This is a genomic window from Tepidimonas sediminis (assembly GCF_007556605.1).
Classification (GTDB): Bacteria; Pseudomonadota; Gammaproteobacteria; order Burkholderiales; family Burkholderiaceae_C; genus Tepidimonas; species Tepidimonas sediminis.
The window spans coordinates 289,061-304,502 of the sequence record NZ_VJND01000001.1 but is presented as its reverse complement, the minus strand read 5'-3'; the positions used below and the strand labels follow the sequence as shown (position 1 = coordinate 304,502).

At 70.8% G+C, this 15,442-nt stretch carries 11 protein-coding genes and 2 tRNA genes; 6 read left to right on the top strand and 7 right to left on the bottom strand.

All coding sequences use genetic code 11. The features are described 5' to 3' along the window. Positions 1 to 70: 70 nt before the first annotated feature. Genes typA through rimP form a run of 6 tightly spaced genes read right to left on the bottom strand, consistent with a single transcriptional unit; the run spans position 71 to position 8,303 of the window. Positions 71 to 1,900, bottom strand: a complete 1,830-nt coding sequence (typA, locus tag Tsedi_RS01420; RefSeq protein WP_143892842.1) for a translational GTPase TypA — start codon at positions 1,898 to 1,900, stop codon at positions 71 to 73. After that, positions 1,897 to 2,859, bottom strand: a complete 963-nt coding sequence (gene truB, locus Tsedi_RS01415; protein ID WP_143892840.1) for a tRNA pseudouridine(55) synthase TruB — start codon at positions 2,857 to 2,859, stop codon at positions 1,897 to 1,899. The genes typA and truB overlap by 4 nt, the downstream gene beginning before the upstream one ends. After that, positions 2,856 to 3,230, bottom strand: coding sequence for a 30S ribosome-binding factor RbfA (gene rbfA / locus Tsedi_RS01410; protein WP_143892838.1), 375 nt, complete (start codon positions 3,228 to 3,230; stop codon positions 2,856 to 2,858). The genes truB and rbfA overlap by 4 nt, the downstream gene beginning before the upstream one ends. Positions 3,231 to 3,243: 13 nt before the next feature. Continuing rightward, on the bottom strand, positions 3,244 to 6,126 hold the full coding sequence (gene infB / locus Tsedi_RS01405) for a translation initiation factor IF-2 (RefSeq protein WP_143892836.1): 2,883 nt from the start codon (positions 6,124 to 6,126) through the stop codon (positions 3,244 to 3,246). Between the two features lie 34 nt (positions 6,127 to 6,160). Further along, positions 6,161 to 7,660: a transcription termination factor NusA gene (nusA, locus tag Tsedi_RS01400; RefSeq protein WP_143892834.1), complete on the bottom strand. Its 1,500-nt coding sequence runs from the start codon at positions 7,658 to 7,660 to the stop codon at positions 6,161 to 6,163. 40 nt (positions 7,661 to 7,700) lie between these two features. Further along, positions 7,701 to 8,303, bottom strand: coding sequence for a ribosome maturation factor RimP (gene rimP, locus Tsedi_RS01395; RefSeq protein WP_143893058.1), 603 nt, complete (start codon positions 8,301 to 8,303; stop codon positions 7,701 to 7,703). A gap of 186 nt (positions 8,304 to 8,489) precedes the next feature. On the opposite strand from rimP, the gene Tsedi_RS01390 reads away from it, so the two are divergent. The 6 genes from Tsedi_RS01390 to Tsedi_RS01365 all read left to right on the top strand — a co-directional run bounded on the left by Tsedi_RS01390 (position 8,490) and on the right by Tsedi_RS01365 (position 13,326). Beyond that, positions 8,490 to 9,149, top strand: a complete 660-nt coding sequence (locus Tsedi_RS01390) for a glutathione S-transferase N-terminal domain-containing protein (protein WP_143892832.1) — start codon at positions 8,490 to 8,492, stop codon at positions 9,147 to 9,149. 3 nt (positions 9,150 to 9,152) lie between these two features. After that, positions 9,153 to 9,229: transfer RNA gene (locus Tsedi_RS01385), tRNA-Pro, on the top strand. A 22-nt stretch (positions 9,230 to 9,251) separates the two neighbouring features. After that, positions 9,252 to 9,328 (top strand) — tRNA-Arg (locus Tsedi_RS01380). A 31-nt stretch (positions 9,329 to 9,359) separates the two neighbouring features. Beyond that, positions 9,360 to 10,184 carry a type I methionyl aminopeptidase gene (gene map, locus Tsedi_RS01375; protein ID WP_143892830.1) on the top strand — a complete coding sequence of 275 codons (825 nt, stop codon included), beginning with the start codon at positions 9,360 to 9,362 and terminating at the stop codon, positions 10,182 to 10,184. Between the two features lie 37 nt (positions 10,185 to 10,221). Then, positions 10,222 to 12,882 carry a [protein-PII] uridylyltransferase gene (locus Tsedi_RS01370; protein ID WP_143892828.1) on the top strand — a complete coding sequence of 887 codons (2,661 nt, stop codon included), beginning with the start codon at positions 10,222 to 10,224 and terminating at the stop codon, positions 12,880 to 12,882. Between the two features lie 69 nt (positions 12,883 to 12,951). After that, a complete protein-coding gene (locus tag Tsedi_RS01365) occupies positions 12,952 to 13,326 on the top strand; it encodes a hypothetical protein (protein ID WP_246099133.1) in 375 nt (124 codons plus the stop codon). Here Tsedi_RS01365 and ligA read toward each other — a convergent pair. Continuing rightward, a complete protein-coding gene (gene ligA, locus Tsedi_RS01360; protein WP_143892826.1) occupies positions 13,316 to 15,436 on the bottom strand; it encodes an NAD-dependent DNA ligase LigA in 2,121 nt (706 codons plus the stop codon). The genes Tsedi_RS01365 and ligA overlap by 11 nt on opposite strands. Between the last annotated feature and the right edge of the window lie 6 nt (positions 15,437 to 15,442).

Here is a 15,442-nt window from a genome sequence, read left to right as displayed (position 1 = left end):
TGGGTCCAGCCCAGATACAGCAGCAGCGCCGCCAGCACCATCAGCGCGACGGCCTGGCCGTGGCGCAGCGTCATGCCCCTTCCCGGCTGGCGCGCTTGCGCTCGTGCTCCTTCAGGAAGCGCTTGCGCAGCCGGATGCTCTTCGGCGTGATCTCCACCAGCTCATCATCCTCGATGAACTCCACCGCGTACTCCAGCGTCAGCTCGATCGGCGGCGTCAGGCGGATCGCCTCGTCCTTGCCGGCGGCGCGGAAATTGGTCAGCTGCTTGGTGCGCACCGGGTTGACGACGAGGTCGTTGTCACGGCTGTGGATGCCGATGATCATGCCCTCGTAGACCGGGTCGCCGGGCTTGACGAACATGCGGCCGCGGTCGTCGAGCTTGCCCAGCGCGTAGGTGACGATCTCGCCATCGTCCTGGCTGATCAGCACGCCGTTCTTGCGGCTGGCGATCTCGCCCTTGTATGGCTCGTAGCCGTCGAAGATGTTGGACATCAGGCCGGTGCCGCGCGTCAGGTTCAGGAACTCGGTCTGAAAGCCGATCAGCCCGCGCGCCGGGATGCGGTACTCCAGCCGCACGCGGCCGCGTCCGTCCGGCTCCATGTTGACCAGTTCGCCGCGGCGTTCGCCCAGGGCCTGCATCACCGCGCCCTGGTGCGGCTCCTCGATGTCCACCGTCAGCAGCTCGATGGGCTCGTGGCGCACGCCGTCGATCTCCTGGAACACCACGCGCGGCTTGGACACCGCCAGTTCATAGCCCTCGCGGCGCATGTTCTCCAGCAGGATGGTCAGGTGCAGCTCGCCGCGGCCGCTGACCTCGAAGACGCCGTCCTCGGCCGTCTCGCGCACGCGCAGCGCCACGTTGCTCTGCAGCTCGCGCTGCAGGCGGTCCCAGATCTGGCGGCTGGTGACGAACTTGCCCTCGCGCCCCGCCAGCGGCGAGGTGTTGACGCAGAAGTTCATCGTCAGCGTCGGCTCGTCCACCTTCAGCATCGGCAGCGGACGCGGCTGCAGCGGATCGCACACCGTCACGCCGATGCCGATGTCCTCGATGCCGTTGATCAGCACGATGTCGCCGGGGCCGGCGCTGTCGGCCAGCACGCGCTCCAGCCCCTGGAACTTGAGCACCTGCTGGATGCGCCCCTTGCGGCGCGGCCCGTCCGGCCCCTCGCAGACCAGCACTTCCATGCCGGGCCGGATCGTGCCGGCGTTGAGGCGGCCCACGCCGATGCGGCCGACGTAGCTGGAGTAGTCCAGCGACGAGATCTGCAGCTGCAGCGGCGCGCCGGCATCGCCCTGGTGCGCCGGCACGTGTCTGAGGATCGTCTCGAACAGCGGCGCCATGTCGGTGCCCCAGGGTTGTCCCGGCTCACCCTCGGTCAGCGAGGCCCAGCCGTTGAGGCCCGAGGCGTAGACGACCGGAAAGTCCAGCTGCTCGTCGGTGGCGCCCAGCTTGTCGAACAGGTCGAAGGCGGCGTTGATGACGTGGTCGGGCCGCGCGCCGGGCTTGTCGACCTTGTTGACGACGACGATGGGCTTGAGCCCCAGCGCCAGCGCCTTCCTGGTCACGAAGCGCGTCTGCGGCATCGGCCCTTCCTGCGCGTCGATCAGCAGCAGCACGCCGTCCACCATCGACAGCGCGCGCTCGACCTCGCCGCCGAAGTCGGCGTGGCCCGGTGTGTCCACGATGTTGATGTGCGTGTCCTTCCAGCGCACGGCGCAGTTCTTGGCCAGGATCGTGATGCCGCGCTCGCGCTCCAGGTCGTTGCTGTCCATCACCCGCTCGCCGACCTGCTGGTTCTCGCGGAAGGTGCCGCTCTGGCGCAGCAGCTGGTCCACGAGCGTGGTCTTGCCGTGGTCGACGTGGGCGATGATGGCGATGTTGCGGATCGGTCGGGTCATGATGCGTGGGTCTGGGTCAGCCATTGGGCGATTTCGGCAGGGGCGAGCAGCCGCACGGGGATCAGCTCGCCGCCACGGCAGCGGCCGATGCCGAGCAGCGCGCGCGGCCGCGCACCGAAAACGGCCACCGCCTCGGCGTCGGGCCAGCGGCCGCGGCGGCGCAGGCCGGCCAGAAAGCGGCCCGCCTCGTCCTCCTCCAGGGTCACCTGCGGCCAGCCGTGCAGCAGCGCCTCCGGCGGCAGCAGCCGCTGCAGCCGCTCTTCCATCGTGGCGTGCTGCAATTGCTCCAGCGTGACGGCCTGGGCGAGCTCGAACGGCCCGGTGGCGGTGCGCCGCAGCGCGATCAGGTGGGCGCCGCAGCCCAGCGCCGCGCCGAGGTCTTCGGCCAGCGTGCGCACGTAGGTGCCCTTGCTGCAGCGCACGCGCAGCCGCAGCGCGGCGGGGTCGTGCGGCACCGGCTCGAGCTGCAGTGCGTGGATCGTCACGCGCCGCGGCGCGCGCTCGACCTCGACCCCGGCGCGCGCGTACTCGTACAGCGCCTTGCCGTCCTTTTTCAGGGCGCTGTACATCGGCGGAATCTGCTCGATCACGCCGGTGAAGCGGCACGCCAGGTCGGCCAGCCGCGCCGGGGTCAGCCGGTCGGCGTCCACCGGGGCGGTGGCGATCACTTCGCCTTCGGCGTCGCCGGTGGTGGTGCGCGCCCCCAGGCGCAGCAGCGCGTCGTAGGCCTTGTCAGCCTCCAACTGCACCTGGGCGAACTTGGTCGCCGCGCCCAGGCACACCGGCAGCAGCCCGCTGGCCAACGGATCGAGCGTGCCGGTGTGGCCGGCCTTCTCCGCCCCCAGCAGTGCCTTGACGCGCGCCACCGCCGCCTGGGCCGACAGGCCCAGCGGCTTGTCCAGCAGCAGCACCCCATGCACGGGGCGCCGCGGCGCCCGTGCCGAGGGGGCCGCGGTCATGCCTCCTCCGCGTCCTTGCCGCGCGAGGCCACGGCCTTGGCGATCAGGGCGTTGAGGTCGGCGGCGCGCTCGATCGAGCGGTCGTAGATGAAATGCAGCGTCGGCACGGTATGGATGTGCAGACGCTTGAACAGTGCGTTGCGCAGAAAGCCGGCGCTCTGGTTCAACGCCTCCTCGGTCTGCTGCGGATCGCCGACCAGCACGCTGAAGTAGACCCGGGCGTGCGCGTAGTCAGGGGTGACCTCCACCGACTGGATGGTCACCATCCCGAGGCGCGGATCCTTGAGCTCGCGCGGGATGAGCTCGCTCAAGTCGCGTTGAATCTGGTCGGCCACCTTGTGGCCGCGGTGCGGTCCCTTGCGGCTGGGCATCGTGCTGACCTCGTCAGAGCGTACGCGCCACTTCCTTGATCTCGAAGAACTCCAGCACGTCGCCTTCCTTGATGTCGCTGTAGTTCTTGAGCTTGATGCCGCACTCGAAGCCTTCCTTGACCTCGCGCACGTCGTCCTTGAAGCGCTTGAGCGACTCGATCTCGCCCGTGTAGACGACCACGTTGTCGCGGATGAGGCGGAAGTGGGCGCTGCGCGTGACCATGCCCTGCGTGACCATGCAGCCGGCCACCGTGCCGATCTTGGAGGCGACGAAGACGTTGCGGATCTCGGCCATGCCGATGACCTCCTCGCGCTTCTCCGGCGCCAGCAGGCCCGCCATCGCGGCCTTGAGGTCGTCCACCGCGTCGTAGATGATGTTGTAGTAGCGGATCTCGACGTCGGCCGCCTCGGCCACCTTGCGCGCGTTGGCGTCCGCCCGCACGTTGAAGCCGATGATGATCGCCTTGGAGGCGATGGCCAGGTTGACGTCCGACTCGCTGATGCCACCGACCCCGGCGTAGACCAGCTGCACGCGCACCTCGTCGGTGGAAAGCTTCAGCAGGGCCGCCGACAGCGCCTCCTGCGAACCCTGCACGTCGGCCTTGATGATGATCGGCAGCGTCTTGACCTCGCCGGCATTCATCTCGGCAAAGAGGTTTTCCAGCTTGGCTGCCTGCTGCTTGGCCAGCTTGGTGCTGCGATACTTGCCGGCGCGGTAGGTGGCGATCTCGCGCGCGCGGCGCTCGTCGACCATCACCATGAACTCGTCGCCGGCCTGCGGCACTTCCGCCAGACCCTGGATCTCCACCGGGATCGAGGGACCGGCCTCCTTGACCTGGCGGCCGTTCTCGTCCTGCATGGCGCGCACGCGGCCGTAGGTCTGGCCGGCCAGCACCACGTCGCCGACGCGCAGCGTGCCGGACTGCACCAGCGCCGTGGCCACCGGACCGCGGCCCTTGTCCAGCCGCGCCTCGATCACCAGGCCCTTGGCCTTGGCGTCCACCGGCGCCTTCAGCTCCAGGATTTCGGCCTGCAGCAGCACGTTTTCCAGCAGCTCGTCGATGCCCTGGCCGGTCTTGGACGACACGCCGATGAAGGGCGAATCGCCGCCGTACTCCTCGGGCACCACCTCCTCGGCCACCAGCTCCTGCTTGACCTTTTCGGGATTGGCGTCGGGCTTGTCGATTTTGGTCAGCGCCACCACGATCGGCACCCCGGCCGCCTTGGCGTGCTTGATGGCCTCGCGTGTCTGCGGCATGACGCCGTCGTCGGCGGCCACCACCAGGATGACGATGTCGGTGGCCTGCGCACCGCGCGCGCGCATCGCCGTGAACGCCTCGTGGCCCGGCGTGTCGAGGAAGGTGATGACACCGCGCGGGGTCTCGACGTGATAGGCGCCGATGTGCTGGGTGATGCCGCCGGCCTCGCCCGCGGCCACCTTGGAGCGGCGGATGTAGTCCAGCAACGAGGTCTTGCCGTGGTCGACGTGACCCATGACGGTGACCACCGGCGGACGGGGCTTGGGCTCGCCTCGATACAGCCCCGCTTCCTCCTCCGAAAACGCCTCCGGATCGTCCAGCGCCGCGGCCACCGCCTTGTGGCCCAGCTCCTCGACCACGATCATCGCCGTGTCCTGGTCCAGCGACTGGTTGATGGTCACCATCTGGCCGAGCTTCATCAGGACCTTGATGACCTCCGAGGCCTTGACCGCCATCTTGTGCGCCAGATCCGCGACGGTGATCGTCTCGGGCACGTGCACCTCCAGCACGCGCTGCTCGGTGGCCGGGGCCGCGGCACCGCGTTCGTCGCGGCCACCCTTGCCCGGCTTGCCCTTGGGGCCGGCGCGCCAGGCGTTGCCGCTGCTGCGCACCGCGGCGTCGCTGCGCCCCTTGACCTCCTTCTTCTTGCCGGCCTCGTCCTTCCACGAGGACGACAGCGCCTCGGACTTGATCTCCTTCTTGGCCGGGGCAGGCGCCGGCGTGGCGCCGCGCGCCGGCGTGCCCGCGGGCTTGTGCAGCGTGCCCTTGAGGCCCGGCTTGGCTTCCGCCGCCGCGGGCTTGGGCTCCTCGGGTTTCTTGGCCACCAGCACCTTGCGAGGCTGCGCCATCATCGCGCGGATCGCCTCGGCCTCCGCCAGCGCCTTGCGCCGCCGCTCCTCCAGCTCGCGGGCGCGCGCCTCCTCGGCGGCGCGCTCGGCCTGCAGCCGCTCGCGCTCGGCGGCCTCGGCGGCGGCGCGCTGCTCGGCCGCGCTCGCCGCCGCGTCGGAGGCCGCCGGCGCGGCCGCGGCCGGGCCGCCGTCACCGCAGGCTGCGTCCTGCGCGGCGCGCGCGGCCTCGCGCTCGGCTCGGGCGCGCTCGGCCGCCTCGCGCGCCAGCCGCGCCTCCTCGGCGGCACGCGCCTCGGCTTCCTCGCGCTCGCGCCGGCGCCGTGCCAGCTCCTCTTCCTCCTGGCGCAGGCGCTCGGCCTGCAGCCGCGCCTCCTCCTCGCGGCGCGCCAGCTCGGCGGCGCGCGCGGCCTCCTCGGCCTCGGCGGCGGCCTGCTCCTGCTGGGCGGCGGCCTCGGCGCCCGGCGTCGCCACCGGCACCTGCGGTTCGTCGTCGCGCTTGATGAAGGTGCGCTTCTTGCGCACCTCCACCTGGATCGTGCGGGCGCGACCGGTGGCGTCGGCCTGCTTGATCTCGGTGGTCGACCGCTTGGTCAGCGTGATCTTGCGCCGCTCCTGCCCGAGCGTGCCGTGCGCCGCCTTCAGATAGGCCAACAGGCGCTGTTTGTCCACCTCGGTGACGGGGTCGCTGCCGGCCTGCTTGCGCACGCCGGCGGCGGCGAACTGCTCCAGCAGCAGCGAGACGGGCTTGTTCAGCTCGGCGGCGAATTCGGCGACGGTGTTGCTCGACATAGGGTTCCTTCGTTCTCCAGCAGGCTCAGCCGCATCAGCTGCGCTTGGCGGTGTCCTCACCGCTGAACCAGTGCGCGCGCGCCTTCATGATCAGGGCGGTGGCTTCCTCGCGCTCCTGCCCCGTGATCTCGACCAGCTCGTCCACCGACAGGTCGGCCAGGTCGTCGAGCGTGTGCACGCCGGCTTCGGCCAGCTTGGCGATCAGGTCGGTGGTCAACCCTTCCAGCGAACGCAGGTCCTGCGAGACCTCCTCGACGCTTTCCTCCTTGGCGATCTCCATCGTCAGCAGCGCGTCCTTGGCGCGCGCGCGCAGCTCGTTGACGGTGTCCTCGTCGAAGGCCTCGATCTCCAGCATCTCCTGCAGCGGCACGTAGGCCACCTCCTCCAGGCTGGTGAAGCCCTCCTCGATGAGGATGTCGGCGATCTCCTCGTCCACGTCGAGCTTGCTCATGAACAGCTCGCGCAGCGCCTGGCGCTCCTGCGCCTGCTTGGCCGCGGACTCCTCGGCGGTCATGATGTTGATCTTCCAGCCGGTCAGCTCGGAGGCCAGGCGCACGTTCTGGCCGCCGCGGCCGATCGCGATGGCCAGGTTCTCCTCGTCGACCACCACGTCCATCGCATGGCGCTCCTCGTCGACCACGATCGACTGCACCGCCGCCGGAGCCAGCGCCGCGATGACGAACTGCGCCGGATCGTCGCTCCACAGCACGATGTCGACGCGCTCGCCGGAGAGCTCGTTGGTGACGGCGTTGACGCGCGAGCCGCGCACACCGATGCAGGTGCCGATCGGGTCGATGCGGCGGTCGTGCGACAGCACCGCGATCTTGGCGCGGCTGCCGGGGTCGCGCGCGCACGCCTTGATCTCCAGCAGGCCCTGCTCGATCTCCGGCACCTCCTGGCGGAACAGCTCGATCATGAACTCGGGACTGGCGCGCGACAGCAGGATCGGCGCGCCACGCAGCGTCGGGTCGACCTCGACGATGAGCGCGCGGATACGGTCCCCGGTGCGGAAATTTTCCTTCGGGATCATCTCGCTGCGCTTCAGACGCCCCTCCACGCGACCGCTCTCGGCAATCACGTCACCCTTGTCCAGGCGCTTGACGGTGCCGACGAAGATGCGGTCGCCACGCGACAGGAAATCGTTGAGCAGCATCTCGCGCTCGGCGTCGCGGATCTTCTGCAGGATGATCTGCTTGGCCGTCTGCGCACCGATGCGGCCCAGCGGCACGCTCTCGATCGGCTTCTCGATGAAGTCACCCACCTGGATGCCGGGGTACTCGTCGACGACGTCGGAATACAGCTCCTCGGCCTCCGGGTTCTGCAGGCCGGCCTCGTCGGGCACCACCTTCCAGCGCCGGAACGTCTCGTACGCGCCGGTGTCCGGGTCGATCTGCACGCGCACGTCGGCCTCACCGCCGAGCAGCTTCTTGGTCGCCGACGCCAGTGCCGCCTCCACGGCCCCCAGCACCACGCGCGGCTCGACGTTCTTCTCGCGCGAGATGGCATCGATCAACATCAACATTTCACGGTTCATCGCAGTCGGCCTTTCGTTGCCTGCTCGTTGGTTCGTCACGTCATGCCCGCGGGGCGCGGCCAGCCGGACGGCGCCCCGAGAAATCCACCAGCGGCGCCAGGCGCGCCTCGCGCACTTCCTCCAGCGTGAAGCCCAGCACCGGCACCGTCGCGCCGTCCTGCGCCGCCGCGGCGCGGGCACGCGCCGCCGGCGCACGTCGCGCCCCCGACCGGACCGGCGGCTCCTCGGGCAGCAGCTCCAGCTGCCAGGCCCCCTCGACGGCGCCGCGGCGCAGCACGCCGCGGAACCGGCGCCGCGCCGGGGCCGCCACGCCGGCTCCGGCCGCACCGATCGGCGCGCGCAGCGTCACTTCCACCACCTCGCCCTCGAAGCGCTCGTAGTCATGCGGCTGGCGCAGCGGCCGGTCGATGCCGGGCGAGCCGACTTCCAGCCGCCGGTAGTCGACGCCTTCCACCTCCAGCACGACCTGCAGCTGGCGCGTCACGCGCTCACAGTCGTCCACCGTGATGGCGCGCTCGTCCTGTCCCGGCACCCACGGCCAGTCGATCGTCACGCGCAGCAGCCCGCCGGCGGAGCGCTCCAGGTCCACCAGCTCGTACCCCAGCCCGCTCACCGTGCGGGCCACCACCTGCTGCCACGTCATCGTCATGCGCGCCGCCGCCGTCCTTCGCTCGTCTCGATCGGATCCAATTCGGGCGCGACCAAAAAAAATGGGCCGGTAGGTGTACCCGCCCATCTGGTCGCGACCCTGTTATTCTAGCACCGAAGGTCCGTTTGCGCACCGCCTGCCTCTCGCACCGCCTCCCGCCAGCCGACCCGGAGCCCGCCCATGATCGACGTCTACTCGTGGCCCACGCCCAACGGCCACAAGGTGCACATCGCGCTGGAGGAATGCGGCCTGCGCCTGGGGCGTGACTGGCGCGTGCACCCGGTCGACATCGGCAAGGGCGAACAGTTCGCCCCGGCTTTCCTGCGCATCAGCCCCAACAACAAGATTCCGGCCATCGTCGATCCGCACGGCCCGGACGGCAAACCGATCGCGCTGTTCGAATCCGGCGCCATCCTGCTGTACCTGGCGGCCAAGACCGGCAAGCTGCTGCCCAGAGGCGAGCGTCAGCGCTGGGAGGTGCTGCAGTGGCTGATGTTCCAGATGGCCGGCTTCGGCCCGATGCTCGGACAGGCGCACCATTTCCGGCTCTACGCCCCGCAGAAAATCGACTACGCCATCGAGCGCTACACGAACGAGGCCCGGCGGCTGTACGGCGTGCTGGAGCGGCGCCTGCAGGCGAGCCCCTGGCTCGGCGGGCGCAGCTACAGCGTGGCCGACGTCGCCACCTTCCCCTGGGTGCGGCCCTGGGGCAACCAGGGCGTGGACCTGGACGACTACCCGGCGGTGCGCGCCTGGTTCGAGCGCATCGACGCCCGTCCGGCGGTGCGCCGCGCGCTGCAGGTGCTGGCCGACGCACGGGCGCAGGTACAATCCCGCTGACGTCGGAGCGTAGCGCAGCCTGGTAGCGCATCTGCTTTGGGAGCAGAGGGTCGAAGGTTCGAATCCTTTCGCTCCGACCACCGCGCGGCCGCCACGCCCCCGCCGTCCGTAGCTCAGCTGGATAGAGCAACGGCCTTCTAAGCCGTGGGTCGGGGGTTCGAGCCCCTCCGGACGGGCCAGGTTTCGTCGCCTTTGCTACCATCGCGCCCCATGACCGTCACGATCAAGGATGCCGCCGGCATCGAGGGCATGCGCGTGGCCGGGCGGCTGGCCGCGGAGGTGCTCGACTACCTGACCCCCTTCGTGCGGCCCGGCGTCACCACCAACGAGCTGGATCGCCTGGCGCACGACTACATCGTCAACGTCCAGGGCGCCATCCCGGCGCCGCTGAACTACGCGCCCAACGGCTACCAGCCCTATCCGAAGAGCATCTGCACCTCGGTCAACCACGTCGTCTGCCACGGCATCCCGAACGACAAGCCGCTGAAGAAGGGCGACATCGTCAACATCGACGTCACCGTCATCAAGGACGGCTGGCACGGCGACACCAGCCGCATGTTCCTGGTCGGCGAGGTGGCGCCGCACGCCCGCCGCCTGTGCGAGATCACCTATCAGGCGATGTGGAAAGGCATCGAGCTGGTGCGCCCGGGGGCACGGCTGGGCGACATCGGACACGCCATCCAGCGCTTCGCCGAGGCGGCCGGCTACAGCGTGGTGCGCGAATTCTGCGGCCACGGCATCGGGCGCAAGTTCCACGAGGACCCGCAGGTGCTGCACTACGGCCAGCCCGGCACGGGTCTGGAGTTGCGCCCGGGCATGACGTTCACGATCGAGCCGATGATCAACCAGGGCCGGCGCGAGATCCGCGAGCTCGGCGATGGCTGGACCATCGTCACCAAGGATCGCATGCTGTCGGCGCAGTGGGAGCACACCGTGCTGTGCACCGAGGACGGCTATGAGGTGCTGACCCTGTCGCCCGGCGCGCCGCCGCCGCCGGCGTTCGTGCGCGCCGCCGGCGCGTCCGCACCCGCTTGACGGTCCGGCGGCACGGCCCTTGCTATCACGGCCGGCCATGAACCCGAATCCCGCCGTCCCCACCGATCCCGCGGCCGCGCTGGTCGCGTTGCGCGAGCGCCACCGGCAAGGCAAGGCCGAGATCCTGGCCGCGATCGAGGCGTTGGGCGGGCGCAGCGCCGGGGTGCGACCGCTGCTGCGCCGGCTGGCACGCCTCACCGACCAGACCCTGCGCGCGCTGTGGCACGGCTTGGCGATGCCTCCCGGGCTGGCCCTGCTCGCGGTGGGCGGCTACGGGCGCGGCGAGCTGTTTCCCTACTCCGACATCGACGTGCTGGTGCTGCTGCCCGACGCGGCCGACGAAGCCCGGCGCGCCGCGGTGGAGCGCTTCGTCGGCGCCTGCTGGGACGTCGGGCTGGAGGTCGGCTCCAGCGCCCGCACCGTGGGGGAGTGCCTGCAGGAAGCCGCCGGCGACATCACGGTGCAGACGGCGCTGCTGGAGGCGCGCTGGCTGGCCGGCCCGCGCGCGGCGGCGCGCCGGCTGCTGCAGCGGGTGCACGAAGCGCTCGATCCGCTGGCCTTCTGCCGCGCCAAGCAGTTCGAGATGCAGCAGCGCCACCAGCGCTACGAGAACACCCCCTATGCGCTGGAGCCCAACTGCAAAGAGTCGCCCGGCGGGCTGCGCGACCTGCACGTCATCCTGTGGGTGGCCAAGGCGGCCGGCTTCGGGCAGACGTGGGCGGAACTCGCGCGCCGGGGCTTGGCCACGCCGCACGAGGCGCGCCAGCTGCGCGCCAACGAGGCGCTGCTCAGCCTGATCCGCGCGCGGCTGCACGTGCTGGCGCGGCGGCGCGAGGACCGGCTGGTCTTCGACCTGCAGTCGGCGCTGGCGGCGGCCTTCGGGCTGGATGCCCAGCTGCCGCCGGCGCAGGGCCGCGAGCAGACCGCGCGGCGCGCGCGCCGCGCCAGCGAGCGGCTGATGCGCCGCTATTACTGGGCCGCCAAGGCGGTGACGCAGCTCAACCAGATCCTGCTGCTCAACATCCGCGAGCGGCTGGAGCACGACCTGCACAGTCCGGCGGCACCGCGGCCGATCAACGCGCGCTTCGCCGATCGCGACGGCATGCTCGAGGTCACCAGCGACGACCTGTACTGGCGCGAGCCGCACGCGATCCTGGAGACCTTCCTGCTGTACCAGCAGATCCCGGGCATCAAGGGCCTGTCGGCGCGCACGCTGCGCGCGCTCTACAACGCGCGGCCGGTGATGAACGCGGCGTTCCGGCGCGATCCGGTCAACCGCCGCACGTTCATGCAGATCCTGCAGCAGCCGCAGGGCATCACGCACGCCTTCCGGCTGATGAACCAGACCTCGGTGCTGGGGCGCTACCTGTGGCCGTTCCGCAACACGGTCGGGCAGATGCAGCACGACCTGTTCCACGTCTACACGGTCGACCAGCACATCCTGATGGTGCTGCGCAACATCCGGCGTTTCTTCATCCCGGAGCATGCGCACGAATATCCGTTCTGCTCGCAGCTGGCCGCCGGCTGGGACAAGCCCTGGATTCTCTACGTGGCGGCGCTGTTCCACGACATCGCCAAGGGGCGCGGCGGCGACCATTCGGAGCTGGGCGCGCGCGACGTCATGACGTTCGCGCGCCAGCACGGCATCGCGCGCGCGGATGCCGAACTGATCCGCTTCCTGGTGGCCGAGCACCTGACGATGAGCCACGTGGCCCAGCGGGAGGACACCAGCGACCCCCAGGTCATCCGGGCCTTTGCGGCGCGCGTCGGCGACGAACGGCGCCTGACCGGGCTGTACCTGCTGACGGTGGCCGACATCCGCGGCACCAGCCCCAAGGTGTGGAATGGCTGGAAGGCGCGCCTGCTGGAGGACCTCTACCGCGCCACGCTGCGCGCGCTGGGCGGCGGTGCGCCCGACCCGCACGCCGAGGTGGAGGCGCGCAAGCGCGAGGCGCTGGCCCTGCTGGCGCTGCACGCCCTGCCGCACCAGGCGCACGCGGCGCTGTGGAACCGGCTCGACGTGGGTTATTTCATGCGCCACAGCGCCGACGAAATCGCCTGGCACACGCGGCAGCTGTCGCGCCCCTTGGCGCACAGCACGGCGGGGGGGACAACCCCGACGGTGGTGCGGGCACGCCTGTCGCCCGTGGGCGAAGGGCTGCAGGTGCTGGTCTACACCGCCGACCAGCCCGAACTGTTCGCGCGCATCTGTGGTTATTTCGACCAGGCGGGCTTCTCGATCCTGGACGCCAAGGTCCACACCACCGCCGACGGCTGCGCGCTCGATACCTTCCAGATCACCGCCGAGTCGCTGGCGGAACACTACCGCGAGCTGGTCACGCTGGTGGAAAGCGGCCTGCCCCGCGCGCTCGACCCGGCCACGCCGCTGCCGCCACCGGCGCGCGCACGCGTCTCGCGGCGGGTGCGCAGCTTCCCCGTGGTGCCGCGCGTCTCGCTGCAGCCCGACGAGCGCGGCCAGCGCTGGCTGCTGTCGATCTCCGCCAGCGACCGCAAGGGCCTGCTGTACCGCATAGCCTGCGTGTTCGCGCAGCACCGCGTGCAGCTGCAGCTGGCCAAGGTGACGACGCTGGGTGAGCGCGTGGAGGACACCTTCGTCATCACCGGGCCGACGCTGCACGCGCTGCGGGAACAAGCCCAGCTCACGCAGGATCTCCTGCAGGTACTGGACGAAGATTGACGTGGTGCGTCAGAATGGACGCACCGACCGGTGCCAGGCGCTGGCGCCTCCAACGCGAGGAGATCTGCGATGCGAGCGACGCATGCCGTGATCCGCTCCCCGGACCGCTGGTTGGCGTGGCGGACGTTCGGCGCGCTGCTGACCGCCGCGGCGCTGCTGGGCACGCCAGCCGCGCGCGCCGAGGTGCCGTCGATCTTTCGCGAGGCCGACCTGGCGCTGGGCGAGCAGCTGATTCGCCAGCACCGCTGCAGCCAGTGCCACGCCGAAAAGGTCGGCGGCGACGGCAGCGCGATCTACCGCCCGCAGGGCCGCATCAACACCGCCGGCCTGCTGCGCGGCATGGTCGAGCAGTGCAATGCGGCGCTCAACCTGCAGCTTTGGCCGGAGGAAGTGACGGCGGTGGCCGCGGTGCTCAACCGCGACCACTACAGGTTCAAGGACTGACCGCGTCGCCGGCCAGCAGCGCGCGCAGGCCGGCCTCGTCCAGCACCGGCACGCCCAGCTCGCGCGCCTTGTCCAGCTTGCTGCCGGCGGCTTCACCCGCGACGACGTAGTCGGTCTTGCGGCTGACGGATCCGGCCACCTTGCCGCCGGCGGCCTCGATCAGCGCCTTGGCCTGCTCGCGCGTCAGCGCCGGCAGCGTGCCGGTCAGCACCAGCGTCTTGCCCGCCAGCGGTTGCGGCTGGATGGCCTCGGGCACACCGTCGTCCTCGGGCCAGTGCACGCCGCAGGCGCGCAGCTGCTCCACCACCTCGCGGTTGTGCGGTTCGTCGAAAAACGTGCGGATGCTGCGCGCCACCACCGGGCCGACGTCGGGCACCTGCTGCAGCGCCTCGACGTCGGCATCCATGATCGCCTCCAGCCGGCCGAAGTGGCGCGCCAGGTCGCGCGCGGTGCGCTCGCCGACGTGGCGGATGCCCAGCGCATAGAGAAAGCGCGCCAGCGTCGTGGCCTTGGAGCGCTCGATCGCCGCCAGCACGTTGGCGGCGGACTTGTCGGCCATGCGCGGCAGCTCCGCGAGCTGGCGCAGGCCGAGGCGGTACAGGTCGGCCACCGTGCGCACCAGACCGCCGTCCACCAGCTGGTCGACGAGCTTGTCGCCCAGCCCCTCGATGTCCATCGCGCGCCGCTGCGCAAAGTGCAGGATGGCCTGCTTGCGCTGCGCGGGGCAGAACAGCCCGCCGCTGCAGCGGTGGTCGACCTCGCCCGGCTCGCGCACGACGGCGCTGCCGCACACCGGGCAGTGCATGGGCATGCGGAAGGGCTCGCCGCGCGGCTCGGGCAGCGGCGGAGCCACCGCCACCACCTCGGGGATGACGTCACCGGCGCGGCGCACGATCACCGTGTCGCCGACGCGCACGTCCTTGCGCCGCACCTCATCCTCGTTGTGCAGCGTGGCGTGGGTGACGGTGACGCCGCCGACGAACACCGGCTCGAGCTTGGCCACCGGGGTCAGCTTGCCGGTGCGGCCGACCTGCACGTCGATGGCCCGCACGCGCGTGAGCTGCTCCTGCGCCGGGTACTTGTGCGCCAGCGCCCAGCGCGGCTCGCGCGTCACGAACCCGAGCCGCCGCTGCCAGTCGAGCCGGTCGACCTTGTAGACCACGCCGTCGATGTCGAACGGCAGCGCGTCGCGCCGCTGGCCGATGCGGCGGTGGTAGTCGGCCAGCGCCGCCCCGCCGGCGCAGCGCTCGGCCAGGTCCGACACCGGAAAGCCCCACTCACGCAGCGCCTGCAGAACCTGCCAGTGGCGCTCGAACACCGGCCCGCCGTCCTCGGGCGGGGTGAGCTCGCCCAGGCCGTAGGCGAAGAAGCTCAACGGACGCGCCGCCGCCACCGCCGGATCGAGCTGGCGCACCGCGCCGGCGGCGGCGTTGCGCGGGTTGACGAAGGTCTTTTCGTTCTTCTCGCCGGCGGCGATGCGCTGGCGCTGGCGCTCGTTGAGCGCCTCGAAGTCGTCGCGGCGCATGTAGACCTCGCCGCGCACCTCCACGTGCGCGATCGCCGCGCCGGCCCCGCGCAGCCGCAGCGGCACCTGGCCGATCGTGCGCACGGTGTGCGTCACGTCCTCGCCGGTGGTGCCGTCGCCACGCGTGGCGGCGCGCGCCAGCACCCCGTGCGCGTAGTGCAGCGTGATGGCCAGGCCATCGAACTTGGGCTCGGCCACGTAGTCCACGGGTGGGTCGTCGTCGGTCAATCCCAGCTCGCGGCGGATGCGCGCATCGAACGCCAGCGCCGCCTCGGGCCGGGTGTCGGTCTCGGTGCGGATCGACAGCATCGGCACGCGGTGCGTCACGCTGGCAAAGCTGGTCAGCGCCTGGCCACCCACGCGCTGGGTCGGCGAGTCCGGCGTCACCCACTCGGGGTGGCGCGCCTCCAGCGCCTGCAATTCCTGCATCAGCCGGTCGTATTCCGCATCCGGAATCTGCGGATCATCCAGCACGTAATAGCGCCAGGCGTGGTAAGCCAGCTGCTCGCGCAGCGCCTGCAGGCGTGCCCGGTCGGCCGACTCGGTGTCGGCGAACAGATCGGTCTGGCGGGTGGCGTCGTTCATCGGGAT

What these genes read in the sequence shown, in the direction of transcription:
- Tsedi_RS01390 (WP_143892832.1), top strand. Translation starts at nt 8,490, where the DNA reads ATGATCGACGTCTACTCGTGGCCCACGCCCAACGGCCACAAGGTGCAC.
- Tsedi_RS01365 (WP_246099133.1), top strand. Translation starts at nt 12,952, where the DNA reads ATGCGAGCGACGCATGCCGTGATCCGCTCCCCGGACCGCTGGTTGGCG.
- typA (WP_143892842.1), bottom strand. Translation starts at nt 1,900, where the DNA reads ATGACCCGACCGATCCGCAACATCGCCATCATCGCCCACGTCGACCAC.
- infB (WP_143892836.1), bottom strand. Translation starts at nt 6,126, where the DNA reads ATGTCGAGCAACACCGTCGCCGAATTCGCCGCCGAGCTGAACAAGCCC.
- Tsedi_RS01370 (WP_143892828.1), top strand. Translation starts at nt 10,222, where the DNA reads ATGAACCCGAATCCCGCCGTCCCCACCGATCCCGCGGCCGCGCTGGTC.
- rimP (WP_143893058.1), bottom strand. Translation starts at nt 8,303, where the DNA reads ATGACGTGGCAGCAGGTGGTGGCCCGCACGGTGAGCGGGCTGGGGTAC.
- rbfA (WP_143892838.1), bottom strand. Translation starts at nt 3,230, where the DNA reads ATGCCCAGCCGCAAGGGACCGCACCGCGGCCACAAGGTGGCCGACCAG.
- truB (WP_143892840.1), bottom strand. Translation starts at nt 2,859, where the DNA reads ATGACCGCGGCCCCCTCGGCACGGGCGCCGCGGCGCCCCGTGCATGGG.
- ligA (WP_143892826.1), bottom strand. Translation starts at nt 15,436, where the DNA reads ATGAACGACGCCACCCGCCAGACCGATCTGTTCGCCGACACCGAGTCG.
- nusA (WP_143892834.1), bottom strand. Translation starts at nt 7,660, where the DNA reads ATGAACCGTGAAATGTTGATGTTGATCGATGCCATCTCGCGCGAGAAG.
- map (WP_143892830.1), top strand. Translation starts at nt 9,360, where the DNA reads ATGACCGTCACGATCAAGGATGCCGCCGGCATCGAGGGCATGCGCGTG.